Origin of the sequence: uncultured Oceanisphaera sp. (assembly GCF_947495715.1) — a bacterium.
Taxonomy (GTDB): domain Bacteria; phylum Pseudomonadota; class Gammaproteobacteria; order Enterobacterales; family Aeromonadaceae; genus Oceanimonas; species Oceanimonas sediminis.
In genome coordinates, this window is sequence record NZ_CANLZU010000001.1 from 137,061 (window position 1) to 163,128 (window position 26,068).

Genomic DNA, 26,068 nt, shown 5'->3' on the forward strand with positions numbered 1-26,068 from the left:
TCTTATGCTCCATGTATTCTGGCAATTCTTTAAACTCGGCTGGATAAGCTTCGGCGGCCCCGCCGCTCACATCGGCTATTTTCAACGCCATTTCGTGCAAAAACTCGGTTGGATACCGCAGGATCGTTTCGCTTCTACCCTCGCCCTGTGCCAGTTTCTGCCCGGCCCTGCCTCCAGCCAGCTGGGCTTTGCCATCGGCTACCAACGCGCCGGGCTCACGGGGGCCCTGGCGGCGTTTGCCGGTTTCACCCTGCCCTCTTTTCTGTTGATGCTGGGGCTGGCCCTGGCCGGGCAAACCTGGGCCAGCCAACCGGCAGCCCTGGCCATCGTGACCGGACTCAAGCTGTTTGCACTGGTGGTGGTGGCCGATGCGGTACTGACCATGGCCGGTCAGTTCTGCCGCCAACGGCTGACCCTGACCATCGCCGTGTTGAGCGCCGCCCTGCTGTGGCTACAGCCGGGACTGGCCGGTCAGTTTGTGGTGCTGCTGGCGGCGGCGCTGACCGGTGCCCTGTTGCTGAAAAAAGAGCATGCCGAACCCGGCCAGCCACTCGGCCTCAACCTGCCATTTCTGTTACTGTTTCTGGGCTTGCTGCTGGTGATGCCGCTGCTGGCACTCACCGGCACGGCGGCGATATTTGCCGACTTTTATCAGGCCGGCAGCCTGGTGTTTGGCGGCGGCCATGTGGTACTGCCGCTGCTGCAGGGACTGCTGGCTGAGCAGTTGTCACAGGACGTGTTTCTGACCGGTTATGCGGCGGCCCAGGCCATGCCCGGCCCCATGTTTACCCTGGCGAGCTTTTTAGGCGCCGAACTGTTGCCAACGGCGCCGATACTGGGGGCACTGGTGGCGACGTTCGGGGTGTTTCTGCCCGGCTTTCTGCTGGTGCTGGCATTGCAGCACAGCTGGCAGGCATTGGCGGCGCGGCCGCTCATGGCCGGTGCGGTACAAGGCATTAATGCCGCCGTGGTGGGATTATTGCTGGCGGCCTTGTATCAGCCGGTGTTTGTCAGCAGCGTCACCGGCGCCCCGGCGCTGGCCGCCGCCGCCCTAGGCCTGCTGGCCCTGCGCGCCTTCAAGTGCCCGCTACTGGTATTGATACCGGCCTTCATGCTGCTGGGATTCTGGCTGTGAATATGGCAGATAAAAAATGAGAAATAAGCACTCATTTTAAATGATTTAAGTGTATTTTTATGTAAATATCGAGATATAAAAGCCGTAAAAAAGGGTATCACTGGCGGGTTGCAGGGGTTCCGATAGCTTTATCGATGCCCTGCGCGTTCACTCACAGTTCACCACGGAGGCCACTGGATGTCGGCACTTTTCCATCTCGACAGAGGTAGTCAGGCGACCCTGCAACAGCAGGTCCGGGAACACTTGGTCAGTGCCATACTGGGTGGCTTTTTACCTCCGAACAAACCGCTCCCTTCTTGTCGTAGCCTGGCCAAAAATCTGAATGTAGCGCGTAATACCATAGTGCTGGTTTATGATGAATTGGTCTCGGATGGTTACCTTATTTCACGTGAGCGCAGCGGTTATTACGTCAATGCCCAGTTTGTCGGTGGTCACCTTGATACCTCCCGGGCCATGCCTGCAGAACCCCATATCGACAAGGTAAACTGGCTTGAGCGGCTTAAGGTAAAACCCGGCCATCAGACCAATGCCAGTCAGTCTCATTCCTGGCAAAGCTATCAATACCCCTTTGTTTACGGTCAGCTGGATACCAGCCTGTTTCCCATCGATAGCTGGCGTAAATGCTGGAAGGACGCCGTCAGTGTGCAGGCTATCCGTGACTGGAGCTCGGATCGTTACGACAGCGACGACCCCCAGTTGATCGAACAGCTGCAGAAACGCATCCTGCCGAGCCGGGGCATACAGGCAAGCAGTGAGGAAATTCTGGTCACCGTTGGCTCACAGCAGGCTATCTATCTGCTGGCCCAGTTACTACTGGACGACCAATCCTGTTTCGGTATTGAAGATCCCGGTTATGTCAGTGCCGGCCATATCGCCCGGGTGTTCAATGCCCGAGTGAAAAGCCTGAGGATCGACGGAGATGGCATGGTGGTTGATGAGCAGCTGAACGAATGTGATGCCGTCTACCTGACCCCCAGCCACCAGTGTCCGACCGCAGTAACCATGCCGCTGGCACGACGGCTCGCACTATTGGAAGCGGCACAACAACAGGGTTTCATCGTCATTGAAGATGACTATGAGATGGAAATGAACTTCGATACCCATCCAACCCCGGCCCTGAAGAGCCTGGACAAGGCCGAACGGGTACTTTATATCGGCAGCCTGTCCAAGACACTGGCTCCCGGATTGCGCATGGGATTTCTGGTCGGCCCCAGCGCCCTGATCCAGGAAGCCCGTAACCTTCGCCAACTGATGCTGCGTCACCCGCCACTCAATAACCAGCGCGCCGTGGCGCTGTTTCTGGCCCAGGGTTATCACGATGCCCTATTGCGAAAACTGGCGCGGGTATTTCAGGAGCGAGGGGAATGCCTGGCGCAGGCGTTAAAGCAGCACCTGCCCAACTGCGTCAGCTCCCCCATCAGCGGCTCTTCTTGCTGGCTGGAACTGCCAGAACATATAGATGCAGGACTGCTGAAGCAAAGAGCGGCAAAAGAAGGGCTGCTGCTGATCTCTGCCGATAGCTACCATTTCGGCAACCATCTGCCGAAAAACTACCTCAAAATAGGCCTCTCGGCGATACCGCTCGAAAAAATCGAACCCGGCATCCGGTTGCTGGCAAAAATAAAGGCGCAGTTACAGACATAAACAACAAAATAACGGAGCCTTATTGCCTATTTCACGCAGAAATAAAAGAAAGACTATAAGTCCAGTACCACCTGCAGCTGGACGGCGGCACGGCGCAGGGTCGGAGCCCACTCCATCAGGCTGTTCAGCGGCTTGCGGGCGGTAGGGGCATGTACGGCGACTGCCGCGCGTACCTGCCCTACCTCGTCATAAATGGGCACGGCAAAAGCCACCATGCCTTCAAACATTTCTTCATTATCAATACTCAGGGTATTGGCGGCAATCTTCTCCAGTTCAAGCTCCAACTGTTCCCCGTCGGTAATGGTATGTCGGGTATGAGCATCCAAAGACAAGCCCCTTAATAAAGCCTTGCGTTTATGTAGTGGCATTAATGCCAACAATAGCTTTCCGGCTGCGGTACTGTGTAATGGCATACGTGACCCCGGATGCAGCTGTATCCGTACCGGCCAGTTGGTTTCGACCCGTTCGAAATAGACCAGTTCATGGCCATCCAACAGAGCAATATTACAGGTTTCTCCCAGCTCTTCGGCCAGTTTCTGCAGCACCGCCCGTCTCGGAGCCCCGACACTGCGCTGGGCCAGCACGCCCAGCGCCATTTTTCTCAAGCGCGGTCCCGGACTAAAGTGACGGCCATCGGGTTCTTTCTGCAACAGACCTTCCTGCTCCAGCTGGCCGATAATGCGGTGTATTGTTGGCTTGGGCACATCAAGACGCTGACACAAGTCTGCCGCCGTGGTCGCCCTGTCCTCCTTGAGCATTTCCTCGATCAAGGCAAAAGCACGAAGCAGAGTTGAGTTGGTTGCACTGGCTGATGTGCTCATAAGCCCTCCTGAATGAATTTTCAGGCAGTTTATCATAGGGATACCTGGATACGTTCCGCGAACTGCCGACAAAGGACCACATCTTCCTCCAGGGCTCGGCCGCTGACGCCAATCGCGCCGACCAGTTGCTCCTTCTCAAACAAGGGCAGCCCGCCTGGCAGAGAGGTGAATTTTTCATCCAGAAAATCCGCCAGAGACAACTGCTCGTTCCACAGCCTCTGTCTGAAGGCCTCGGTAGATGCCCCCATCCTGGCCGCCGTATAGGCCTTGCCTATTGCAATATTGATCAGCCGTTCGGGCGCTCCATCCATCCGGTACAGATAAATCAGGGCTCCCGAGGCATCAACGGCCGCAAAACAGACCGATTTCCCCCCGTCCTGCCCGGCCATGTTGGCCGTTGTCAGGCAGGCCGCCGCAACTGTCATTGAACTGATAGTCAAAGATGGCTCCTTTATCTTTGTAGCCCTAAAAAATAAAAGCGAAGCCATCAGGCTCCGCTTGTGTTAAAGAAACCATCATAATAAAAACAATGATATTTCCGGGATATAGGTAACCAGCATCAGCACCGCTATCATCACCAGCAGATACACCCAGATAGTTCTGGCAAGACCACCAATACTGACGTTGGCGATACCACTGGCCACGAACAGATTCACCCCTACCGGTGGCGTAATGAATCCAATTGCCAGATTCATGACCATCATCACCCCGAAATGAATCGGGTCTACCCCCACCGCTATGACCAATGGCAGTAAAATCGGTGTAAGAATAACGATGGCTGCCAGTGCTTCCATGAAAATACCAATCCAGAGCAGGAAGATATTTATCATGATCAGAATGACAATCTTGTTTGAGGTCAAAGCCAGAATAGAATCGGCAATAAACTCGGGGATCTGCTCAATGGTCATGATATTGCCAAAAATGGTCGCCATCGCCATCAGCAATATAATGATGGATGAAATACCGGCGGCATCCTGAGCCGAGGACCAAAGTTTGTTTAAAGTCAGCTCCTTATGAATACAGATACCCACAAACAGGCCATACAAGGCGGCAACGGCGGCGGCTTCCGTTGGCGTCATGATGCCGCCATAGATACCGCCCAACACGATCACCGGCACCATCAAGGCCCACTTGGCTTGCCAGGCCGCATTCATGAAGGTTTTTAGTGAACGCTCCCGCACCTCACCATACCAGCCATTTTTCCTGGAGATAAGGTAGGCAACGACCATCAGGGCCACGCCCATGATCAGACCGGGTATGATACCGGCGATAAACAGCTTGCCGATGGAGACCTGAGCCGACACCCCGTAGACCACAAAGGGGTTGCTGGGCGGAATAATCACCCCAATCGCTCCGGCGCAAGCCACCACGGTAGCAGAGAAATATTTATCATATCCCCGGGCTATCATGGCCGGTATGGTAATGGAGCCGATGGCCGCCACTGTCGCCGGGCCCGAGCCGCTGATCGAGGCGAAGAAGATACAGGTCATGATACTGGCCAGTGCCATACCGCCAGGCAAGGCGCCTACCAGTTCATCACCCAGTGCCAATAGCCGCCTGGACAAGCCCCCGGCCCCCATGAATACTCCGGCCGCAATAAAGAAAGGAATGGCCATGATGGGGAAGGAGTCGATCGAAGAAAAGGCAATCTGAGCCAGATAATCCACCGGCAGGGTGCCGGCCCCCAGCACAGTGGTCAGGCCCGCCAACCCCAAGGAAAAAGCAATAGGCACGCCCAAAACAAGAAAAAAAGTAAAGTAACCGAACAACAGCAGAGGTGCATTCCAGTCTTCAGACAACAATACAGGCAAAAACAGCAATAGCGACAACGCCATGCCCAGCACAACATCTGACAGTGTCATCTTTCTGCTCTGTTGCCACAGTGTCTGCAAGGTACGCACCGACATCAGGCCAAACCCAATAGGCAATATCAGGTAGGGAATGTAATAACCTATCTGCAAAGCGGGTGTTACTTGTGGCATAGCCAACTGCATTTTTACATAATCAAGACCCATATAAGAAAAAAGAAACACCAGTACCAGAGTACAACAGTCAATCATTATCCAGACAATACTCTGCCAGCGCAGTGAAAGCCTGTTGTGTAACACATCAACCCGAATTCCACCTCTTGTAAGGATGGATATAGATACTGCAAGATATGAAATCCAGATAAAAACATATCTTGCCAGCTCTTCGGTCCAGACGCCCCACCCGACAGCCCCCTTGATGTTATCACGCAGTACTTCTGTATCCAGCCAGCTACCGAAAAACCGCTCAAAGCCCGGAGTAGCAATCAGTTCCAGAAGAGTGGATATACCGTATCTGAAAAACGTCTGATAATTGATAATTAGAATCATCAGAATCAAACCAACGAAAAGAAAAGGTTTTTCAAGGTTATTTAGCACATTCAAAAATGAATATTTTCGCTCACGAACATCCTGTATTTCGCTTTGCTTTAGCATTTCCATAAAGCAGCTCCGGCACTACACCTTCAGCAATCAATAAGGTGGGAATACCATTCCCACCCGTTATTCGGCAACCGGCCGATTAATCATTTTCCGGTACCGCTACGCATTGATAGATAATTTTACTGTTGGGTATCCTGTACCATATCGATAAGGTCCTTCGGCAGATTGGCTGCAAATTCTTCAAATACCGGTCGGGTCAGCTCACGAAATCTGGCATTTTCTTCCGCCGTTGTTTGGTGAATAGTAATACCAGCCTCTAACATTCCCTGTCGGGCTTTATCCTCGTTTGCAGGATAAGCTTCTGTCCGCTGATAAGTAACCGCTTCCTGAGCCGCTTCTTCAATGACTTCCCTAGCTTCGACAGGAAGTGAATCCCACCATTTCTTATTGGCCATTGCCACCTGCATGCCATAGTTATGGGCCGAGGTCACCGCATATTCGAGATTTTCATGGTGCTTGGCACCAAACATGTGCGGAAAAGTGTTGCCTTCCGCATCTATGGTGCCCTGCTGCAAAGCCGTATATACCTCTCCCCAGGCAATAGGAGCCGGATTCGCGCCTAATGCCTTGGCCACCGCCACTTCTACCGGTGAGTCAGTAGTCCTCATTTTTAACCCGGATAGTGAGTCTGGACCGGTTAGCGGTTTACTGGTCGAGACAAAATTACGATAGCCATATTCTGCGTACATAATTGGCTGCAAACCAATATCATTCGACGCTTGCTCGAAGTAGGTATTCAGCGGCCCCCCCTTGTCCAGCGATTTGTAAAGCTTATCCTGGTGCTCAGGGCTGGTGATGTATGGCAAGTCAAAGACTTGGAAAAGGCGAGAAAAGCCTGCCAGGTTCGGTGTCGAGCTAACGCCTATCTCCAGCGTCCCTCTCTGCGCCCCTTCTATCAGCACGCGATCACTACCAAGAATCGCCCCCGGAAATACCTGAATCCTTATCCGGCTATCTGATTTTTCTTTAACCAGATCGGCAAATTTTTCATAGGCCTGAGTAATGTGATTACCCGGCGGAGCCGTGTGTGCCAGCTTCATCTTGATCTTGGGGCCTGTGTATTCAGCCATCACGACCGGACTGACAGACATGGCCAATACCACTGACGACAGGATAAACGGAGTGATTTTCATAGGTAACCTCATCCTTGGTTTGATAAAAACTTACAAAAACTTAACAAGTGAGACTATATTAACCAAAATGTTTTATGTCAACAAACAAAAAATAAATAAACGATACAAAAAGTATCGAAAATAAATTCTATTGGATGGGTAATTTACCGACAGAATGTCAGATCGCTGACAGATCGGCCGAAACTGTTGGAGCCATGTATGAGTAATCACATCGCGGGTCTGCATCAAGATGAAACTTTTGGAGAGTTCGACTATATCATGGTGGTATCGTGGTGGGCGCAGGCTCGGCAGGATGTGTGCTGGCCAACCGGCTCAGGGTTGCCGACGCCTCGATCATGCCGCTAATCGTATCCGGTAATACCAATGCGCCCTCGATCATGATCGGCGAAAAGTGCGCCGATATGATCAAGCAGGATCGAGCTCATGGCTGAATAACAACATATCGCCCTGAGCATCACTGGTTTTGCTTGCTGACCGCCCTGAACTTTTTCAGCCGCAGGGCGTTGCCGACCACGAAGACGCTGGACATGGCCATGGCGCCCGCCGCCAGCATGGGGGACAGCTGAATGCCGAACCCCGGATACAAGGCACCGGCCGCCACCGGAATCAGGCAGACGTTGTAGGCGAAGGCCCAGAACAGGTTCTGGCGAATGTTGCGCAGGGTGGCCCGACTGATGGCCAGCGCATTGGGCACCGCACGCAGGTCACCAGTCATCAGCACCACTTCTGCCGCCTCAATGGCAATATCGGTGCCGGTGCCGATGGCCAGCCCCACATCCGCCTCAGCCAGCGCCGGCGCATCGTTGATACCATCGCCGACAAAGGCCACGGGCCCGTGCTGGTCACGCAATCGCCGCAGTGCCGCCACCTTGCCGTCCGGCATTACCTCGGCTTCAACTTCATCGATGCCCAGCTGCCTTGCAATGGCATCGGCGGTATGGCGATTGTCACCGGTGATCATCGCCACCTTCAGCCCCAGTTTGTGCAGCGCCTCAATGGCCGCCGGAGTGCCCTCCTTGATCGGATCGGCCACCGCGATAATGGCCGCCAGCCGGCCGTCGATAACGGCATAAAGCGGACTTTTTCCTTCGCGGGCCAACTGCTCTGCCGCATCAGCCAGCGCCTCCAGTTCATGGCCCAGCTGTGTCATATAACGGTCAGCGCCCACTTCCACTTGCCGTCCCTCGACGGTGGCACTTACCCCCAGCCCAGAGTGGGACTGGAACTGTTCGGGGTCAGCCAGCGCCAGCTTTTTCTTGGTTGCGGCGGCGACGATGGCCTCGGCAATCGGATGCTCCGAATGTTGCTCTACCGCCGCCACCAGTGCCAGTACCTCGTCTTCATCGAAATCGGGCAGCACCTGCAAGTCGGTCAGTTCCGGCTGCCCCCTGGTGAGGGTGCCGGTCTTGTCGAGGGCGATCACCCGCGCGTTGCGCAGGGTCTGCAGTGCCTGCCCCTTGCGAAACAGTACCCCCAGCTCGGCGGCCCGCCCGGTGCCCACCATGATGGAGGTCGGTGTGGCCAGCCCCATGGCACAGGGGCAGGCAATAATCAGCACCGCCACCCCGTTGATCAGCGCCAGACTCAGTGCCGGGCTCGGGCCCAGCCACATCCAAAGCACAAAGGTCAGCGCCGCCACCGCCATCACCACCGGCACAAACACCGCCGTCACCTTGTCGACCAGCGCCTGAATCGGCAGCTTGGCACCCTGAGCCTGCTCTACCATGCGGATGATCTGGGCCAGAAAGGTATCGCCACCCACCTTGGTCGCCTCGAAGCTCAGGGCGCCGTTCTTGTTGATGGTGCCGCCCACCACCTCGTCACCCACGGTCTTTGCTACCGGCACCGGTTCGCCGGTGAGCATGGACTCGTCCACATAGGAGCTGCCGTCCTGCACTGTGCCGTCTACCGGCACCCGCTCGCCGGGGCGCACCAGCACCAGATCGCCAACCCTGACCTGAGCCAGCGGCACCTCTTGGGCTTCGCCGTTGCGTTTCACCCGCGCCGTGGTTACCTGCAGGCTGAGCAGCCGTTGAATGGCCTCGCCGGTTCTGCCCTTGGCTCTGGCCTCCAGATAACGACCGAGCAGGATCAGGGTGACGATCACCGCCGCCGCCTCGAAATATACATGCCTGCTGCCCTGGGGCAACCAGTCACCGGCGAAGGTCGCCACCACCGAGTAAACCCAGGCCGACAGGCTGCCCATCGCCACCAGCGAATTCATGTCCGGTGCCGCCCGCCACAGCGCCGGCAGGCCATGGCGAAGAAAACGCAGACCCGGACCAAACAACACCAGGGTGGCCAGTACAAACTGAATGCCCCAGTTCAGCGGCTGGCCCAGGGTGTCCATAATCCACGGGTGCATGCCCGGCACGAAATGCGCGCCCATTTCCAGCACGAACACCGGCGCGGTCAGCAATGCCGACAGCCACAGAGAGCGCTTGAGCCCTTGCTGCTCGCGAGCGCGCCGAGCCGAGTCGTCATCCCGCTCGGCAGATCGCGGCGCCGCTTCATAACCGGCCTTGCTTACCGCCGCCATCAACTGTTGTTCATTCACATTGCCCGCCAATGCGGCTATTTGCGCGCTTTCTGCCGCCAGATTGACGCTGGCCGACAGCACACCGGGCAGCATGAGCAGCGCCTTTTCTACCCGCCCTACACAGGAGGCGCAGCTCATGCCGATGATGGCCAGTTCGAACTGCTCGGTGCGAGTCTGATAGCCGGCTTTCCCCACCGCCCCGGTCAGGGAATCGAGTGGTGTGTCATCATCCAGCAGAACCTCGGCCTTTTCATTGGCCAGGTTGACCGTCGCCTGCTGTACGCCGGGCACCTTGAGCAGCGCCTGCTCCACCCGCCGCACACAAGAAGCACAGCTCATGCCGACGATGGGCAGTTGCACGCGACGGCCGGATTCCGGTTCGAAAGAAGAAAGAGGGGGATTCGATGAGGTCATACGGTTGTTCCTCGAGTCAGTAACATCAGGCGAGCGTAAGGCTTGCCACCATGGCAAGGTCAAGCCATAGCGGCTTACTTTTCTGAAGTATTCACTGCTGGCGGTGTCGGTGACGACAGCTGTTCGAGAATGGCGCAGTTCGATCCCTCATCGCCCGGACAGGCGGTTATCATCTGCTGCAGCGTGGCCTGCATCAGCGCCAGTTCGCGCATCTTGTGCTCCACCTCCTGCAGGTGCTGTTGCGCCACTAGCTTTACCGCCCGGCTGGACCGCTGCGGGTTCTGCCAAAGACCGAGCAATTCATCTATCTGGCGAATGGAAAAGCCCAGCAAGCGCGCCTGGCGAATGAACTTGAGTCGTTCTATATCCGGTTCGTCGTACTGCCGGTAACCGGCGGCGGTTCGCCCGGCCGGCTGCAGCAGCTTTATCTGTTCGTAATGACGGATCATCTTGGCCGAGACACCGGCCTTTTTTGCGGCTTCACCTATGTTCATTCGTGAACCTCAGGCCCGCGGCCCTGTTTTCTGGCCTTGCGGCAACCATGACACTCCACCGCAATGGCGTCGATATGGCCCTTCGCTTCCTCGTAATACCACTTCTGATCCCGGGCCTTCCAGATCTCCCGTTTGCCACAGACCCGGCAGATAAAGGGCTGGTCGATATAGTAATCCGGCAAGGCGCCGTAGGTATTGATATGGGCCAATTGGTCATGATCCGCAGGCACGGCAGAAGGATGCTCTCGCTGCTGTAACGGATGCAGCAGCTGCACCCTGTCGGCTTCCCGCAGTTGTTTGTCGCTGGGGTTGCGCCCCTTGTCAGGAGTTCTGCTCATGATGGCGCTCCCGTCAAAACCCGGAATTTGCACCGGGTCAGGCAACTTATGCGGGTGGATAACCCGCCTCGGTCAGGGCGTCAGCCAGCTGCTCGCGGGGGATGCTGCTCTCTACCTTGATAATGTGATTCAGCAGGTCGAATTCCAGCTCGCAGTCGGGATCCAGCTCTATCAACGTCTGATTGAGCACGCCAACACAATGGCCACAGGTCATGTCGGGCAGGGTAAAACTGATCATTTCGGTTTCCTCATTGAACACTATCGGTTGAACACTATCGTGAGCCTTCAGTATCAGCCTTACCACCATGGTAAGGTCAACTGTTTTTTGATGGCGAGTCAACTGGTAATACCAATCTGTAAAACTAACTGATCTGTTTCGCTGACCTGTAAAGGTCGAACGAAGGATCCACTCCACCGACACGCTGCAAGCACCTCCATGTGACGCTCAGCACATGACATCCTGTCATGTGATGGTCGCTGGAGTAGAACCCTTCATCCGCCCCTCTGCTGCGGCGTCGCCTGTTGGAGCGGTCTGCAGACAACTCGGTGCTTAAGGAGAGGCAACAGAGATCGGCTCCCACGACCGTGAAATGCAAGGATGGCATTTCCCGAGCCCCCATGGATGGGTTTATGGCGTGTCGTGGGAGGTGACTCTGTTTCCTCTCGTGTCCAGCTTGGAAACAGATCATATTTTTATTTAGATTGGTATAAGCAGAATAATGAGCATTGAAGGGCGGGAATCTGAAGGAAGTCGCTAATGTCAGACGGAAGGCTCCGCTGAGCGACAAAAGGCATGGAGGGCGCACGCAAGACGCGGGGAAGACTATCGATGGGGCGAAGGCGCTTGCGCGCCGAAGGTTCGTTTTTGGGTATGAAAACAATCACCTCAGAGAAGAAAGACACGGCCCTGTGTCTGCGCTCGTGCGTTACCAGCCAAGATTTTCCATACGCTGGTGAAAACGGTCTACGCCATCGCTGCCGTTGTTGGCGGTATTGAGATATACCTTGCCGGCTTCACCCCGGTTTTGCTCGGCATCACGATGTGCCATTTTGTTCTGCAACAGATCGACGCCATCGCTGAAGTCGCTGTTTGCATTCAGAAACACCTGCGCCGAAGTGCATTGCTCAGCGGCTCCGTCATTGCCGTGCAGTCTTGCCTGATGCAGATCCACCCCGTCGGTGAAGTGGCTGGCGGTACTGAAACACACCTTTGCAGGAACCTGATCGGCGGAGGCAAAGGCGGCTTGCGGGGCCAGGGCGGCGGCGCTGATGGCAATAATAAAGCGGGTCATGTTAAGCATGGTGTTTCCTCGTTATTCGGCTGGATGTGGTTGACGGGAAACAGAATAACAAGCCGGCGCTGACGAAAGGCTGACATAACAATGACATTATTGTCATCTATGCTTTTCGCCGCTGAGGGCGGATAAAAAAAGCGGGCCAAGGTGGCCCGCCAAAAGTATTGACTACGACGTATAGCTATCAGATCAGCTCTGCCAGCACTTGCTCCAGCAGATCCAGACCTTCACCGACCACGTCCAGCGGCGAGGTCAAGGGCGGCAAAAAGCGGATCACGTTGCCTCGTACCCCACAAGACAACAGGATCACTCCCTTCTCGATGCCCTTGGCCACCATCGCCCTAGTCAGCTCGGCATTGGGCTGCTCCACATCCCCATTGTGAACCAGCTCCATCGCCACCATGGCGCCCAGGTTGCGAACCTGGCCGATATGGTGAGGATACTTCGCCTGCAGCTCGCTCAGGCGTTTGTTCATCAGCTCACCGATAGCCAGTGCCTTGTCGCACAGCTGTTCTTCCTCGATGATGTTCAGCACTTCCAGACCCGCGGCACAGGCCAGAGGGAAGGCCGCATAGGTGCCACCCAGACCACCCGGGTTGGCGGCATCCATGATGTCGGCCTTGCCCACCACCGCGGCCAGCGGAAAGCCACCGGCAATGCCCTTGGCCATGGTCATCAGATCCGGCTCTATGCCGGCATATTCGGTGGCAAACAGCTTGCCGGTACGGGCGAAGCCGGTCTGTATTTCGTCACACACCATTACGATGCCATGCTGATCGCAGAGGGTGCGCAGCTGCTGCAGGAATGCCGGTGGCGCCTGGTAGAAACCGCCCTCGCCCTGTACCGGCTCGATGATCAGTGCCGCCACCCGACCCGGTTCGATGTCGCAATGAAACAGCTCGTCGAGCGCCTTCAATGACTGCTCGGCGGTCACGCCATGATAGGCGTTGGGATACGGCAGGTGATAAATCTCGCCCGGAAAAGGTCCGAAACCGGCCTTGTAGGGGGCTACCTTGCCGGTCAGCCCCATGGTCATGTTGGTGCGACCGTGAAAACCGCCGTTGAAGGCGATAATGCCGCTGCGTTTGGTGTGGGCGCGGGCAATCTTGACCGCGTTTTCTACCGCTTCGGCACCGGTGGTGACGAAAATGGCTTTTTTGCGGGTGTCGCCGGGTGCCAGCTCGACCAGTTTTTCGGCCAGGGCCACCGCGCTCTCGTAGGGGGTGACCATGGCACAGGTGTGGCTGAAACGGCCCAGCTGCTCGGCCACGGCGGCCTGAATGCGCGGGTGGCTGTGGCCGGTGTTGACCACGGCGATACCGGCGGCGAAGTCGATATAGCGACGGCCTTCCACGTCCCAGATTTCGTTGTTTTTGGCGTGATCCACATACACGGCGGCCATGTTACCCATGCCCCGTGCGAAGACGGCATCTTTACGCTGTTGCAGTTGCTGATTCTTGCTCATTGTTCTGTCTCCTGAAAGGTGGCTTAGCGGATGCCGCCCATGCACAAATATTTGGTTTCCATGTAGTCTTCCAGTCCCTGGGAGGAGCCTTCGCGACCCTGGCCGGATTCCTTGACCCCGCCGAACGGCGCGATTTCGTTGGACAGAATGCCTTCGTTGATGCCAACCATGCCGTATTCCAGTGCCTCGGCCACTTTCCAGATGCGGCTGTGGCTTTCGGTATAGAAATAGGCGGCCAGGCCGTAAGGAGTGTCGTTGGCAATATTGATCGCCTCGGCGTCGTCCTTGAAACGAATGACCGGAGCCACAGGGCCGAAGATTTCCTGACGGGCGATGTCCATTTGCTGGGTCACGCCGGTCAGAATGGTCGGCGCGAAGAACAGCGCACCCGCCTCATGACGCTGGCCACCGGTCACCAGGGTGGCGCCTTGCGACTGGGCGGTATCGACCATGCCGGCAATTTTGTCGATCGCCGCCTGGTTGATCACCGGGCCCAGAGTGGTGGCATCATTCAGGCCGTTGCCGACCACCAGCTGCTCGACCGCAGCCTTGAAACGGGCCACGAAGGCATCGTGAATACCGTCCTGCACCAGAATGCGGTTGGCACAGACACAGGTCTGGCCGGCATTGCGAAACTTGGAGATCACGGCACCGGCCACGGCGGCATCCAGATCCGCATCGTCGAACACGATAAAGGGCGCGTTGCCGCCCAGCTCCAGGCTGAGTTTCTTCACCGTCTCGGCGCTCTGGGCATAGAGCAGCTTGCCGACCCGGGTAGAGCCGGTAAACGACAGCTTGCGTATCCGGCTGTCGTCGGTCAGTGTCTTGCCCACGGCGGCGGCCTGGCTGGAGGTAATCATGTTGATGACACCGGCGGGAATGCCGGCCTGCTCGGCCAGCGCCATCAGCGCCAGGGCAGAGAAAGGGGTTTCTTCCGACGGCTTGACCACTATGGTGCAACCGGCGGCCAGCGCCGGAGCAATCTTGCGGGTGATCATGGCATTGGGGAAATTCCAGGGCGTGATGGCGGCCACGACGCCTATCGGCTGCTGAATGCTCAGCGCCCGCTTGTCGGCAGTGGGGGCGGCAAACACCTTGCCATAGGCGCGCTTGCCTTCTTCCGCATACCATTCGATATAGGAAGCGCCATACATCACCTCGCCCCGGGTCTCGAACAGCGGCTTGCCCTGCTCCAGGGTCATCAGCAGCGCCAGATCTTCCTTGTGCTCGATGATAAGGTCATACCAGGCACGCAGCAGCCGGGCACGCTCTTTGGGCGCCAGGGCCGACCAGCCAACCAGGGCCTGGCTGGCCGCGTCGATGGCCGCGCGGGTCTCGAACACGCCCATGTTGGGCACCTGGCCCAGTTGCTCGCCGGTGGCCGGGTTGTAAACGGCAATGGTGGCGCCGCTGTCGGCCTGGCACCATTCGCCGGCAATGTGCCCGGCATTTTTTACCAGGGTGCGGTTGACTGAATTCATGCTCATAGGAAACTGTGCCTCTCAAAACTGTGCTCGGTGTAATTCCATGCCGCCCCGTTACTATGGGCCGACCACCGGCCACCTAACCGGCACCGCCATCACAGAATCGAGTTAAAAATGCCGATTACCGTGACCGCCCCTGCGCCGTCGTTGGCCATATTTTGATTGCATGTTAGCCTTGCGCTCAAAGTCGCATAAATGATCACGTATCAACATTCACATTTAAGATTATCAAACTATGAGCCAGCCAAACCGTCCCGTACTGGGCCAAATCGGTGATTATGAAATACGTCTGCTGAAGCTGTTCAAGACGGTGGTGGAATGCGGCGGCTTTTCGGCGGCCGAGACCGAGCTCAATATCAGCCGTTCCACCATCAGTGTGCACATGGCCAACCTGGAAAACCGGCTCAAGCTCAAGCTCTGCCGACGGGGCCGCTCCGGGTTTGCCCTCACCGACGACGGCATGGTGATCTACGAGTCCGCCAAACGGCTGTTTTCCCGGCTGGAAGAATTTCGCTACACCGTTAACGAGCTGCACGAGCAACTGACCGGCGAGCTGAAAATCGTCTCCAGTGACAACATCTGGCTGGAAGACGAGTTTCCGATGGCCGATGTGTTTGCGGCGCTGGGCTGTCAGGCACCCGACGTCAATGTCAGCGTGGATGTCGCCCACATGGGCGAGATAGAACGGCGAGTATTGAATGAAGATGCGGATATCGGCTTTATTCACTATCACCGGGATCTGGAAGGGCTGGAGTACCACCATCTGTACAAGGTGCGCTGCTTTTTATACTGCAGCGATCGCCACCCGCTGTTCGCGGTCGACAACGACGAGGACATAGCGCAGCAGCTGGCCGACAGCAAGCTGATCCACCCCGGCATTTACACCAATGCCGAGTCCAGCGCCCAGCTGGCCGACATGCGCCTGGCGGGGCGAGCCTATCATTACGAACCCAGAGCCGCCCTGATCCTGTCTGGCCAGTATATCGGCTTTCTGCCCGAGAGCTTCGCCCGCCGCTGGGTTGAAAGCGGTCGCATGAAAGCGCTGCTGCCGGAGCAGAAAAATCATGATCTGGGCATTACCGCCATCACCCGCCTGCATGGTCGCCAGAGCCGATTGAAATCGCTGTTTCTGCAACTGCTGCACGCCCACCTGAAAGCCGCGCCCTGAGTCCTAATACCAGATCTGTTCATTTTTAAACCCGAGCTCAGAGGCAACACAGCCGCCTCCCACGACACGCCATAAACTCATCCCTGAGGGCTCAGGAAATGCCGTCCATGGCATTTCATGGTCGTGGCAGTCGATCTCTGTTGCCTCTTCTCGAGCACCGAGTTGCCTGTAAACGACGCTAACAGGCAACTCCTTGGCATCAGAGAAAATAAAGGGATCTGCTCCGCCGACCCTCCGCGCCATCCATGGCGCAGAAGGTCGGCTTGAAAGCCAATCGATCCCGTTAACTAGCGGTATTGCGCCCTGAGTCCGGCCTTCGGCCGGCTCCGCTGCGTGACCCACCTCACACAACAGCAAACTAATCTGCTTCATTTATGCACCATTATGGTGCTTACTGCTGATAATCGCGTAGTTTCCCGCTGTTTGTTTGACTGAGTTCAAACCAAACATGAATGATTATGTATTTATCCCCTTTGGAGGCTGGCGCAGACTGCATGTCACCCCAAGGGGGAATCGATACCAAAACACCAAAACAGACTTTGAGTTCACCTCAGAGCAATGGAATGTGATAACACAAGGGACTACCATCATGACTCGTATCTGGAGCTCCACCCGCACCAAAATCGCCGCTTCCCTGCTTGCCGTTGCCGGCATGGGCATCACCATGGAGGCCATGGCCGCCGACGTGAGCTGGCGCTTTACCAACCTGTATTCTCGCGGCACCGCCTTCGGTGATGTCTATCAGTCTTTTGCCGACAAGATAGAAGCCGACTCCAACGGCCGCATGAAAATCAACATGCTGTATGCCGGTGAAGGCGTCGACACCAACGGCATTATCGGTGCTACCAAGTCCGGCCTGCTCGACATGGCGGCCCCCTTTCAGCCCATGCATGCCGGTGAAATCCCCTTCGGTGTGGTCGAGGTTGGCCTGCCCGGCACCAACAGCAGCCTGGAAGAGCTGAATGCCCAGTTCTATGAAAAAGGCTGGTCCGAGGTACTGACCGAGGCTTATGACCGCCATGGCCTGGTGTGGCTGGCTCCCTACTTCCAGCCCGGCGTCTACGTCATCACCAAGACCAAAATCGAGTCTGTCGAAGACTTCAAGGGCCTGAAGATCCGCGCTCCGGGTGCCTACGGTCGCTTCTTCCGCGAGCTGGGCGCCTCTCCGGTCAACCTGGCCTGGGGCGAAGTCTATACCAGCCTGGCCACCGGGGTGATTGACGGCACCATCGGCTCCAACCTGATCGACCACCGCGACGGCAACTTTGCCGAAGTCGCCAAGTTCATGTATCCGCTGCCGGTGTCCAGCGCCCAGGCCCTGCCCGTGCTGGTGAACAAGAATTCCTGGAACAAGCTGCCGGACGACCTGAAACAGGTCGTGCGCGAGGCCAGCCAGTGGCACGCCAAAGAGCAGGCAGAAAAATCCGTCCAATGGGAGCAGGAAGCCGTCGCCGACATGCAGAAAATGGGCATGATCTGGAGCCCGGAGGCGTCCGACGCCGACCAGGCCCAGTGGCAGCAGGCGGCCGAAGCCGTTTGGGCTCACTATGGCGAGACCGACCAATACAGCTCTCGCCTCGTAAAGCTGATGAAGTAACCCCCTTCCGATGAGATAGCCCCGCTGCGGCGGGGCTGCTGTTTTCATTCCATGGATGCATAATGAAAAAACTACTTTGTTTATGGTGCAAAGGGGTCGGGCTCCTGGTGTCGACCGTCGGTCAGACCATCGCCCTGGCCCTTCCTCTGCTGGCGGCGACCCTTGCCTTTGAAGTGTTTTCCCGTTACGTACTCAACAGCCCGACCATGTGGGCCTACGACGTGTCTTTGTTTCTGTTCGGTTATATCGGCGCCCTGTGCGGTGCCAGTGGCCAGCTGAAAAAAGCGCATATCAACGTCGATATCCTCTACCTGTCGGTATCCCAGCGAACCAAGAACATCTTCGATCTGGTGTCCAATACCCTCGGCGGATTCTTTTTGATCATCGTGGCCAGCAAAAGCTGGGAAAAGGCGCTGGAGGCCATCGATTTCGGCTATACCCGCCAGTCCGAATGGGGTCCTTCCATCGGCCACTTCTGGGTGATGGTCACCGCCGCCGCCCTGCTGTTTTTACTGCAATTGTCCAGTGACATGCTGAAAGACCTCTGGCAATTGATCACCGGCGAGCCCCTGTTGTCCGAGGACGAAGAATAATGAGTATCGAGTTATTGACCGGCCTGCTGTTGCTGGGCGTACTGATTTCCTTTGCGCTGGGTGCCCAGGTGGGCCTGGCGCTGGGTGGCGTGGCCATGCTGATTGGCTATGCCACCTGGGGCGATGGTATTTTCAACATAATACCGACGACCATAGAGAGCACCCTGTTCAGCTTCGTGCTGCTGGCGATTCCGCTCTATATCTACATGGGCCAGCTGCTGACCCGCTCCGGCATCGGCGATGCCATGTTCAAGGCCAGCCAGCTGGTTATCGGCCGTATTCGCGGCTCGCTGGCCATCAGCGTCATCGGCGTCTGTTCCATGATTGGTGCCATGGTCGGTATCATCGGTGCCGGCATCATGACTTCCGGCAGCATAGCCCTGCGCCCCATGCTGGAGCGCGGCTACGACAAGAAGCTGGCACTCGGTGTGATCATGGCCGGCGGTGGGCTGGGCATTCTGATCCCGCCCAGCATTCCGATGATACTGTTCAGCTCCACCACCCAGACCTCGGTCGGCAAGATGTTCGTTGCCGCCCTGGTGCCGGCCCTGATCTCCATCACCGTCATGGTGCTCTATGTGGTGATCTCCTGCAAACTGAACCCCGGCCGCGCCCCCGTGGGCCATGCCCTGGACGTGCCCAAAAACGCCCGCGAGCGCTTCATCACCCTGCGCGACGGCTTCATGGCGCTGGCGCTAATCGTGCTGGTGCTGGGCAGCATCATCACCGGCATTGCCACCCCCACCGAATCCGGTGCCATCGGCGTGGTCGGTGCCCTGTTGCTGGCCCTCATGTACAAACGCTTCAAGCTCAAGATGATGAAGCGTTCCGGTATCGAAACCGCCCTGCTGGTGAGCGTGGCCATCTGGATCGTGCTGGGCGCCTCGGTGTTCAGCAACTTTCACCTGCTGATGGGCGTACAGGGCATGGTGGCCGACTTTGCCGCCGGTCTGGATCTGCCCCCCATCATGATCATCCTGATGATGCAGCTCATCATGTTGCTGCTCGGCTTCATCATCGACGAGATGATCATCGTGCTGATCTGTGCGCCGCTGTTTACCCCTATCGCCATCGGTCTGGGCTACGATCCTATCTGGTTCGGTATTCTGATGATTCTGAACATAGAGATAGCGGTGCAGACCCCGCCCTACGGCTTCGCCCTGTTCTACCTCAAGGGCATAGCGCCTCCCGGGGTGACCATGATGGACATCTACAAGTCGGTATTGCCCTTTGTCATGCTCAAGCTGGGCGTACTGGTGCTCTGCATGCTGGTACCGGAACTCGTCACCTGGCTGCCTAACAAACTGATGGGATAACGCACTTATGTTCAAGCAAATACTGTTACCGCTGGATTTCGAGCATCAGGCGCTCTACCCGCAGGTTGTGGCGTCGGCCCTCAAGCTGTGCCACCCGCAGGGGCAGATCCACCTGTTGTACGTCAATTCGGCCCGCATTCACCATGCCGCCGCACCGCTGTATTCCAGCGAGCTGATCGACAACCTGAACAAGGTCGTCGAACAGCAGCTCGACGACTTCATGCAGGCCAATATTCCGGCAGAGCATCAGGGCAAAATCCGCATCAAGCACGGGGTGGTGTACGACACCATTCTCGCCCAGGCCAGAAAGCACGACATCGAGCTTATCGTGATGCCGGCGTCCCGCCCCGGCGCCAAGACCTACCTCCTTGGCTCCAATGCATCAAAGGTGGTGCGTCACGCCGACTGCACCGTGCTGGTGATCCGTTAACGCTGAGTCGGCCACAGCTTTTCCATGCTCAGTGCCAGCAGGGTGCCGGTCAGCAGGCCGTTACCCAGCAGGTACTGGGCCAGGCCCGGCAGGTGGCGATACAGCTCCGGCGGCAGGAACATGCAGCCCACGCCCAGCAACAGCGACACCCCGATGATGGTGCTGGCGCGGTTGTCCAGCGGCTGCTTGGTCAGCATCTGAAAGGCCAGCGCCACCAGCTTGATAAAGGTGGCCAGCAGGGCGGCATTGGCCACCGGCGCCGGCAGCAGTGACAGAAAGCCCACCGCCTGCGGAAACAGGGCCACCAGCGCCAGCAGCACACAGGCCAGCATGAAGGGGCCGCGTCGGCTGTCGCCGGTGAGCTGTACGAAGCCGGCGGTCACCGGCAGCGGTACCACGGCAATGGTCGAGAGGCTGCCGGCCATGAAATGGCTGAGCCCCGACGCCGAGCTGCTGCGGTTGATCACCCGGTCCAGATCCGGCTGCTTCTCGCTCACCACAGCGCTGATGGCCGACACCGCCGCCACCTGGTTGGAAAACAACAGCAATGAAAACAGCACCGCCACAATCAGCATGCCGCTGTCCAGCCGGGGCGGACCAAAGGCAAACAGCGCGGGCCACTGCAGTCCCGATGCCGCCTCGGGCAGGGTCGTGTTAGCCAGATCGAACAGCGCGAACGCTATCCAGCCCGCCACTATGCCGACCATCACCGCATAGGTACGCAACAGCGAATGACGGCTGAAAGAGCAGAGCAGGACGCCCAGAAACACCAGCAAGCCCACCAGCGCCACCGGCAGGCTGATCACGCCGCTGCGCGGATCGGTCACCATACCACGCACAAACACCCCGGCCAGCTGGATCACCAGCAACAGCATGAAGCAGCCGGTCACCAATGGAGTAAACAGAAACAACAATCGGTGTACCTGTCGGGCCAGACCCAGCACCAGCATGATGGCCCCGGCCACCAGTACGCCACCGGCCAGCAACTGCAGGGTCTCGGCGCTGTCGTGTCCCTGCTCTTTGCCGATATAGGCCATCACCACGAACACGATGGCCCAGGAGCCGGCCGGACCGTCGGCAATGGTGTAACGATGGCCCAGCGCCGACTGCAACAGCGAGCTCAACCCCACCAGCATCAGGGTGCGCTGCATCAGACCGGCAATCTCGCCGCTGTCCAGGCCAAAGGCCTGCCCCAGAATGATGGGCAGCGCCAGGGCATTGGCCATTAAAAAGATAAACCACTGGCTGACACTCAGTCCCCAGCCAAAACGAGAATGCATAAACAACTCCTGTGAACGATGCCGAAGGCGGCGCAAAGCAGAGCGGACAGAAAGATTCCTGCCCTGATAAAGACGAGCAAAGAAAAACGGCGGCGAATGCTGCCGTATCAGGGGGCGTTAACGGGCGTTATTCTCGGCGGTAAGTTGCTTGCCGTCCAGTGCTTCCAGAATGGAACAGTGCTCGGCGCTTTCCAGGCCGCCACAGCAGGCGTCGGACAACTGGCGCAGCGAATCACGAAACTGCTCCAGCTCCCTGATCCGCTCTTCCACGTCGGTAATCTTGGCGTCGGCCACCGCCTTGACCTCGCGACAAGTCACCTTGCAGCTGCTGACCCTGAGCGACAGCAGCTCATCCACCTCTTTGAGAGTAAAGCCGACCCGCTTGCAGCGCAGAATGAAATGCAGCCGCCGCTTGTCTTCCTCGCTGTACAGCCGGTAGCCCGCCGGGGTACGCAGGCTCGGTGACAGCAAGCCTTCTTTCTCGTAAAAACGCAGGGTGTCGGCCTTCACCCCAAAGTGTTTGGCCAGCTCACCAATCCGAAACATTTGCTACTACTCCCTTCCCTGCCTGGCAGGTGCTGAAAACCGCGTTTCGTTACACATGAAATCTCTTGACACCAAAGCAAATAGTCACACAAGCCATGGCAAAATACAGTAGAATATGCCGCCCGTTCTGGCGTACCAGGCGGTTTGGTAAAGTCGGCATTATGACCCGGTTGTCGATTTTACCAAACCCCCCGATTGATCGTTAAAGGAACGAGAACCCATGGAAACTGCTCGACCCATTCGCCGTGCTCTGCTGAGTGTGTCCGACAAACACGGCATCGTCGCCTTCGCCCAGGGCCTGCACGCCCGCGGCGTAGAACTGCTGTCTACCGGTGGCACCGCCCGCCTGCTGGCCGAACAGGGCCTGCCGGTCACCGAAGTGTCCGACTATACCGGTTTTCCGGAAATGATGGACGGCCGGGTCAAGACCCTGCACCCCAAGGTACACGGCGGCATTCTCGGCCGTCGCGGTCAGGACGACGCCATCATGGCCGAGCATGCCATCCAGCCCATCGACATGGTGGTGGTTAACCTCTACCCCTTCGCCAACACCGTGGCCAAGGCCGGTTGCACCCTCGAAGATGCGATCGAAAACATCGATATCGGTGGCCCGACCATGGTGCGCGCCGCCGCCAAGAACCACAACGACGTGGCCATAGTGGTCAACGCCGGCGATTACGACCGCCTGCTGAGCGAAATGGATGCCGGCAACAACAGCCTGACCCAGGCCACCCGTTTCAGCCTGGCTATCGCCGCCTTCGAGCACACCGCCCAGTACGACGGCATGATTGCCAACTACTTCGGCACCATGGTGCCGGCCTATCATGCGGCCAGCGAAGACTCCGCCTTCCCGCGCACCATCAACTACCAGTTCACCAAGAAGCAGGATCTGCGCTACGGCGAAAACAGCCACCAGAGCGCGGCCTTCTATGTGGAAAACGACATCGACGAAGCGTCCGTTGCCACCGCCACCCAGCTGCAGGGCAAGGAGCTGTCGTTCAACAACATCAATGATACCGATACCGCCCTGGAATGCGTGAAGGAATTCGACGTGCCGGCCTGTGTGATCGTCAAGCACGCCAACCCCTGTGGTGTGGCACTGGGCGATAACCTGCTGGAAGCCTACGATCGCGCCTACCAGACCGACCCGACTTCCGCCTTCGGTGGCATCATCGCCTTTAACCGCGAGCTGGACGAAGCCACGGCCAAGGCCATTGTCGAGCGCCAGTTTGTAGAAGTCATTATCGCCCCCGGCATCTCCGCCGAAGCCCGGGCCGTGGTGGCCGACAAGAAAAATGTGCGTCTGCTGGAATGCGGCCAGTGGGGCGCCAAGACCCAGGGCCGTGATATCAAGCGCGTCAACGGCGGTATTCTGGTGCAGGACCGGGATCAGGGCATGATCGATCTGGCCGATATCAAGGTAGTCAGCAAGCGCCAGCCCACCGAGGAAGAGCTGCAGGATCTGCTGTTCTGCTGGAAAGTGGCCAAGTACGTCAAGTCCAACGCCATCGTCTACGCCAAGGGTGCCCAGACCATCGGCGTGGGCGCCGGCCAGATGAGCCGCGTCTACTCGGCCAAAATCGCCGGCATCAAGGCCGCCGATGAAGCTCTGAAGGTAGAAGGTTCGGTGATGGCGTCCGACGCTTTCTTCCCGTTCCGTGACGGCATCGACGCCGCCGCTGCCGCCGGTATCAGCTGTGTGATCCAGCCGGGTGGCTCCATGCGTGACGACGAAGTGATCCAGGCCGCCGACGAACACGGCATGACCATGGTCTTCACCGGCATGCGCCACTTCCGCCACTGACAGGAAAGTACGGGCGGTGCTGCTGAGCGGTTGTTAGTTATCGGGGTAGGGGTATCTCACGCCGACACGCTTCAAGCACATCCCTGTGACGCTCGCACATGACGTCCCTGTCATGTGATGGTCGGCTTAGAGAGATCCCCTACCCCTCTCTTACCGGCTGAGTGGCATTTTAAAGACCCGTAGTTTCCTTCGTTTGCTTTGATAATTTTAAGGAACAGACCATGAAGGTATTGGTAATCGGCGGTGGCGGTCGTGAACACGCCCTGGCCTGGAAAGCCGCCCAGTCTCCCAACGTCAGCCAGGTATTCGTGGCGCCCGGCAATGCCGGCACCGAGCTCGAACCCAGCCTGACCAACGTGGCCATTTCCGCCACCGACATTCAGGATCTGCTGGCCTTCGCCAAAAAAGAACAGGTCGGCCTCACCATCGTCGGCCCCGAAGCCCCGCTGGTAGCCGGTGTGGTCGACGCCTTCGAAGCCGACGGCATGACCATCTTCGGCCCCAGTGCGGCCGCGGCCCAGCTGGAAGGCTCCAAGGCCTTCACCAAGGACTTTCTGGCTCGCCAGCAGATTCCCAGCGCCGACTATCAGAACTTCACCCAGGTGGAGCCGGCGCTGGAATACCTGCGCGAGAAAGGCGCCCCCATCGTGGTCAAGGCCGACGGCCTGGCCGCCGGCAAGGGCGTGATCGTGGCCATGACGCTGGAAGAAGCCGAAGCCGCGGTACGCGACATGCTGGCCGGCAATGCCTTCGGCGACGCCGGCAGCCGGGTGGTGATCGAGGAGTTTCTCGACGGTGAAGAAGCCTCTTTCATCGTGATGGTCGACGGCGAGCATGTGCTGCCGATGGCCACCAGCCAGGATCACAAGCGCGTCGGCGACGGTGATACCGGCCCCAACACCGGTGGCATGGGCGCCTACAGCCCGGCCCCGGTGGTGACGCAGGAAATCCATGATCGCATCATGGAACAGGTGATCATGCCGACCGTGCGTGGCATGGCGGAAGAAGGCCATGTTTACAAGGGCTTCCTCTATGCCGGCCTGATGATCGACAAGGCCGGTCAGCCCAAGGTGATCGAGTTCAACTGCCGCTTCGGCGATCCGGAAACCCAGCCGATCATGCTGCGTTTGCAGTCCGATCTGGTGGCACTGTGCCTGGCCGGTTGCAAGGGTGAGCTGAACACGGTGACCGCCGACTTCGACCCCCGCGCCTCCGTGGGCGTGGTGCTGGCCGCCGGTGGCTATCCCGGCCACTACCGTCAGAATGATGTCATCACCGGCATTCCGGCCGAAACCGATGTCGCCAAGGTGTTTCACGCCGGTACCAAGTTCAAGGACGGCGAGCTGGTTACCTCCGGCGGCCGGGTGCTGTGCGCCACCGCCCTGGGCAACACCGTGACCGAGGCCCAGGCCAACGCCTACGTCGCCGCCCGCCAGATTGAGTGGCAAGGTGTATTCTGCCGCAGCGATATCGCCTATCGCGCCATCGCCCGCGAGCAGCAGCAGCAATAAGCGTCACCCGCTGAACGTCAGGTACCAAAAAGAGGCCATCCGGCCTCTTTTTTTATTGGTCGATCCGGCTCAAGCAACAAGGGCAGTCGGCACCAGCTTGCATGAAAACCGCCTACTCTCTAATCAGGTGCCAGTTGCGATTCTGTAACGCATCTATTCGGCAATCAACCTTCAAGGAGAGGAGCTATGTTCAAGCAAGCACTGATCGGTTTAACCCTGGCCGTCAGCCTGCAGGCACTGGCGGCGCCGGTGCAGATGGCCGATACCCCGGAGGGAGCAATACTGACCAACGACGTCGGCATGAGCCTGTATGTGTTCGATAAAGACCAGGCCGGAATGAGTAACTGCAACGACAGCTGTGCCGATAACTGGCCACCGTTGGCCGCCACCGCCGATGATCAGGCCGACGGCGACTACGGCATAGTGACCCGGGCCGATGGCATCCTGCAGTGGAGCTACAAGGGACAGCCGCTGTACCTGTGGAAACAAGACATGCAAGCGGGTGATATGTCGGGAGATGGCAAGTTCGGTGTCTGGCATCTGGCCAGGCCCTGAAGAAAAAGAGCCGCTTAAGCGGCTCTTTTTTCGTTCGG

General features: G+C 57.8%; 24 protein-coding genes. 11 read left to right on the forward strand and 13 right to left on the reverse strand.

What is annotated here, in order from left to right; translation table 11 throughout:
• Nucleotides 1-4: 4 nt before the first annotated feature.
• A complete protein-coding gene (chrA, locus tag Q0753_RS00615) occupies nt 5-1,135 on the forward strand; it encodes a chromate efflux transporter (RefSeq protein WP_298716070.1) in 1,131 nt (376 codons plus the stop codon).
• A 177-nt stretch (nt 1,136-1,312) separates the two neighbouring features.
• Nucleotides 1,313-2,779: a PLP-dependent aminotransferase family protein gene (locus Q0753_RS00620; protein ID WP_298715768.1), complete on the forward strand. Its 1,467-nt coding sequence runs from the start codon at nt 1,313-1,315 to the stop codon at nt 2,777-2,779.
• Nucleotides 2,780-2,832: 53 nt separating this feature from the next.
• Here the strand turns inward: Q0753_RS00620 and Q0753_RS00625 are convergent, their stop codons facing one another.
• From Q0753_RS00625 to Q0753_RS00640, 4 genes are all read right to left on the reverse strand, one after another.
• Nucleotides 2,833-3,600, reverse strand: a complete 768-nt coding sequence (locus Q0753_RS00625; protein ID WP_298715770.1) for an IclR family transcriptional regulator — start codon at nt 3,598-3,600, stop codon at nt 2,833-2,835.
• Nucleotides 3,601-3,632: 32 nt separating this feature from the next.
• The gene (locus Q0753_RS00630) at nt 3,633-4,040 is read right to left on the reverse strand and encodes a heme-binding protein (protein ID WP_298715772.1); all 408 of its coding nucleotides are present in this window, start codon (nt 4,038-4,040) and stop codon (nt 3,633-3,635) included.
• Nucleotides 4,041-4,115: 75 nt separating this feature from the next.
• A complete protein-coding gene (locus Q0753_RS00635; RefSeq protein ID WP_298715774.1) occupies nt 4,116-6,068 on the reverse strand; it encodes a TRAP transporter large permease subunit in 1,953 nt (650 codons plus the stop codon).
• Between the two features lie 119 nt (nt 6,069-6,187).
• Nucleotides 6,188-7,201 (reverse strand): TRAP transporter substrate-binding protein, encoded by a 1,014-nt coding sequence (locus Q0753_RS00640; RefSeq protein WP_298715776.1) that lies wholly within the window; start codon nt 7,199-7,201, stop codon nt 6,188-6,190.
• A gap of 269 nt (nt 7,202-7,470) precedes the next feature.
• Between Q0753_RS00640 and Q0753_RS00645 the strand changes: the two genes are divergently transcribed.
• Nucleotides 7,471-7,632 carry a GMC oxidoreductase gene (locus Q0753_RS00645; protein ID WP_298715778.1) on the forward strand — a complete coding sequence of 54 codons (162 nt, stop codon included), beginning with the start codon at nt 7,471-7,473 and terminating at the stop codon, nt 7,630-7,632.
• Nucleotides 7,633-7,655: 23 nt separating this feature from the next.
• On the opposite strand, the gene Q0753_RS00650 is transcribed toward Q0753_RS00645, so the two are convergent.
• The 7 genes from Q0753_RS00650 to Q0753_RS00680 form a co-directional block, all read right to left on the reverse strand.
• A complete protein-coding gene (locus tag Q0753_RS00650; RefSeq protein ID WP_298715780.1) occupies nt 7,656-10,154 on the reverse strand; it encodes a heavy metal translocating P-type ATPase in 2,499 nt (832 codons plus the stop codon).
• Between the two features lie 74 nt (nt 10,155-10,228).
• Nucleotides 10,229-10,648: a Cu(I)-responsive transcriptional regulator gene (gene cueR, locus Q0753_RS00655; RefSeq protein WP_298715782.1), complete on the reverse strand. Its 420-nt coding sequence runs from the start codon at nt 10,646-10,648 to the stop codon at nt 10,229-10,231.
• Entirely contained in the window at nt 10,645-10,986 is a 342-nt protein-coding gene (locus Q0753_RS00660) for a zinc-ribbon domain containing protein (RefSeq protein ID WP_298715784.1), read from the reverse strand. Before Q0753_RS00660 ends, cueR begins: the two co-directional genes overlap by 4 nt.
• Before the next feature lie 46 nt (nt 10,987-11,032).
• Nucleotides 11,033-11,224 carry a heavy-metal-associated domain-containing protein gene (locus Q0753_RS00665; RefSeq protein ID WP_298715786.1) on the reverse strand — a complete coding sequence of 64 codons (192 nt, stop codon included), beginning with the start codon at nt 11,222-11,224 and terminating at the stop codon, nt 11,033-11,035.
• A 688-nt stretch (nt 11,225-11,912) separates the two neighbouring features.
• Entirely contained in the window at nt 11,913-12,287 is a 375-nt protein-coding gene (locus Q0753_RS00670) for a hypothetical protein (protein ID WP_298715790.1), read from the reverse strand.
• A 178-nt stretch (nt 12,288-12,465) separates the two neighbouring features.
• Entirely contained in the window at nt 12,466-13,746 is a 1,281-nt protein-coding gene (gene gabT / locus Q0753_RS00675; protein ID WP_298715792.1) for a 4-aminobutyrate--2-oxoglutarate transaminase, read from the reverse strand.
• Between the two features lie 23 nt (nt 13,747-13,769).
• A complete protein-coding gene (locus Q0753_RS00680; protein ID WP_298715794.1) occupies nt 13,770-15,233 on the reverse strand; it encodes an NAD-dependent succinate-semialdehyde dehydrogenase in 1,464 nt (487 codons plus the stop codon).
• A 232-nt stretch (nt 15,234-15,465) separates the two neighbouring features.
• Here Q0753_RS00680 and Q0753_RS00685 point away from each other — a divergent pair, with 232 nt between their 5' ends.
• The 5 genes from Q0753_RS00685 to Q0753_RS00705 all read left to right on the forward strand — a co-directional run bounded on the left by Q0753_RS00685 (nt 15,466) and on the right by Q0753_RS00705 (nt 20,334).
• Complete coding sequence (locus Q0753_RS00685; RefSeq protein ID WP_298715796.1) at nt 15,466-16,398, forward strand: LysR family transcriptional regulator; 933 nt, start codon at nt 15,466-15,468, stop codon at nt 16,396-16,398.
• Between the two features lie 589 nt (nt 16,399-16,987).
• The gene (gene dctP, locus Q0753_RS00690) at nt 16,988-17,995 is read left to right on the forward strand and encodes a TRAP transporter substrate-binding protein DctP (RefSeq protein ID WP_298715799.1); all 1,008 of its coding nucleotides are present in this window, start codon (nt 16,988-16,990) and stop codon (nt 17,993-17,995) included.
• Between the two features lie 62 nt (nt 17,996-18,057).
• Nucleotides 18,058-18,588 (forward strand): TRAP transporter small permease subunit, encoded by a 531-nt coding sequence (locus tag Q0753_RS00695; protein WP_298715801.1) that lies wholly within the window; start codon nt 18,058-18,060, stop codon nt 18,586-18,588.
• Nucleotides 18,588-19,904: a TRAP transporter large permease subunit gene (locus Q0753_RS00700; RefSeq protein ID WP_298715803.1), complete on the forward strand. Its 1,317-nt coding sequence runs from the start codon at nt 18,588-18,590 to the stop codon at nt 19,902-19,904. Before Q0753_RS00695 ends, Q0753_RS00700 begins: the two co-directional genes overlap by 1 nt.
• 7 nt (nt 19,905-19,911) lie before the next feature.
• On the forward strand, nt 19,912-20,334 hold the full coding sequence (locus Q0753_RS00705) for a universal stress protein (RefSeq protein WP_298715805.1): 423 nt from the start codon (nt 19,912-19,914) through the stop codon (nt 20,332-20,334).
• Here Q0753_RS00705 and Q0753_RS00710 read toward each other — a convergent pair.
• Entirely contained in the window at nt 20,331-21,614 is a 1,284-nt protein-coding gene (locus Q0753_RS00710; protein WP_298715809.1) for a purine/pyrimidine permease, read from the reverse strand. The genes Q0753_RS00705 and Q0753_RS00710 overlap by 4 nt on opposite strands.
• A gap of 117 nt (nt 21,615-21,731) precedes the next feature.
• Nucleotides 21,732-22,160 carry a Zn(2+)-responsive transcriptional regulator gene (zntR, locus tag Q0753_RS00715; protein ID WP_298715811.1) on the reverse strand — a complete coding sequence of 143 codons (429 nt, stop codon included), beginning with the start codon at nt 22,158-22,160 and terminating at the stop codon, nt 21,732-21,734.
• A gap of 220 nt (nt 22,161-22,380) precedes the next feature.
• Between zntR and purH the strand changes: the two genes are divergently transcribed.
• The 3 genes from purH (at nt 22,381) to Q0753_RS00730 (ending at nt 26,030) form a co-directional block, all read left to right on the forward strand.
• Entirely contained in the window at nt 22,381-23,964 is a 1,584-nt protein-coding gene (purH, locus tag Q0753_RS00720) for a bifunctional phosphoribosylaminoimidazolecarboxamide formyltransferase/IMP cyclohydrolase (protein ID WP_298715813.1), read from the forward strand.
• 221 nt (nt 23,965-24,185) lie between these two features.
• Entirely contained in the window at nt 24,186-25,475 is a 1,290-nt protein-coding gene (purD, locus tag Q0753_RS00725) for a phosphoribosylamine--glycine ligase (RefSeq protein WP_298715815.1), read from the forward strand.
• Between the two features lie 186 nt (nt 25,476-25,661).
• Nucleotides 25,662-26,030: a hypothetical protein gene (locus Q0753_RS00730; protein ID WP_298715817.1), complete on the forward strand. Its 369-nt coding sequence runs from the start codon at nt 25,662-25,664 to the stop codon at nt 26,028-26,030.
• The last annotated feature ends 38 nt before the right edge of the window (nt 26,031-26,068 follow it).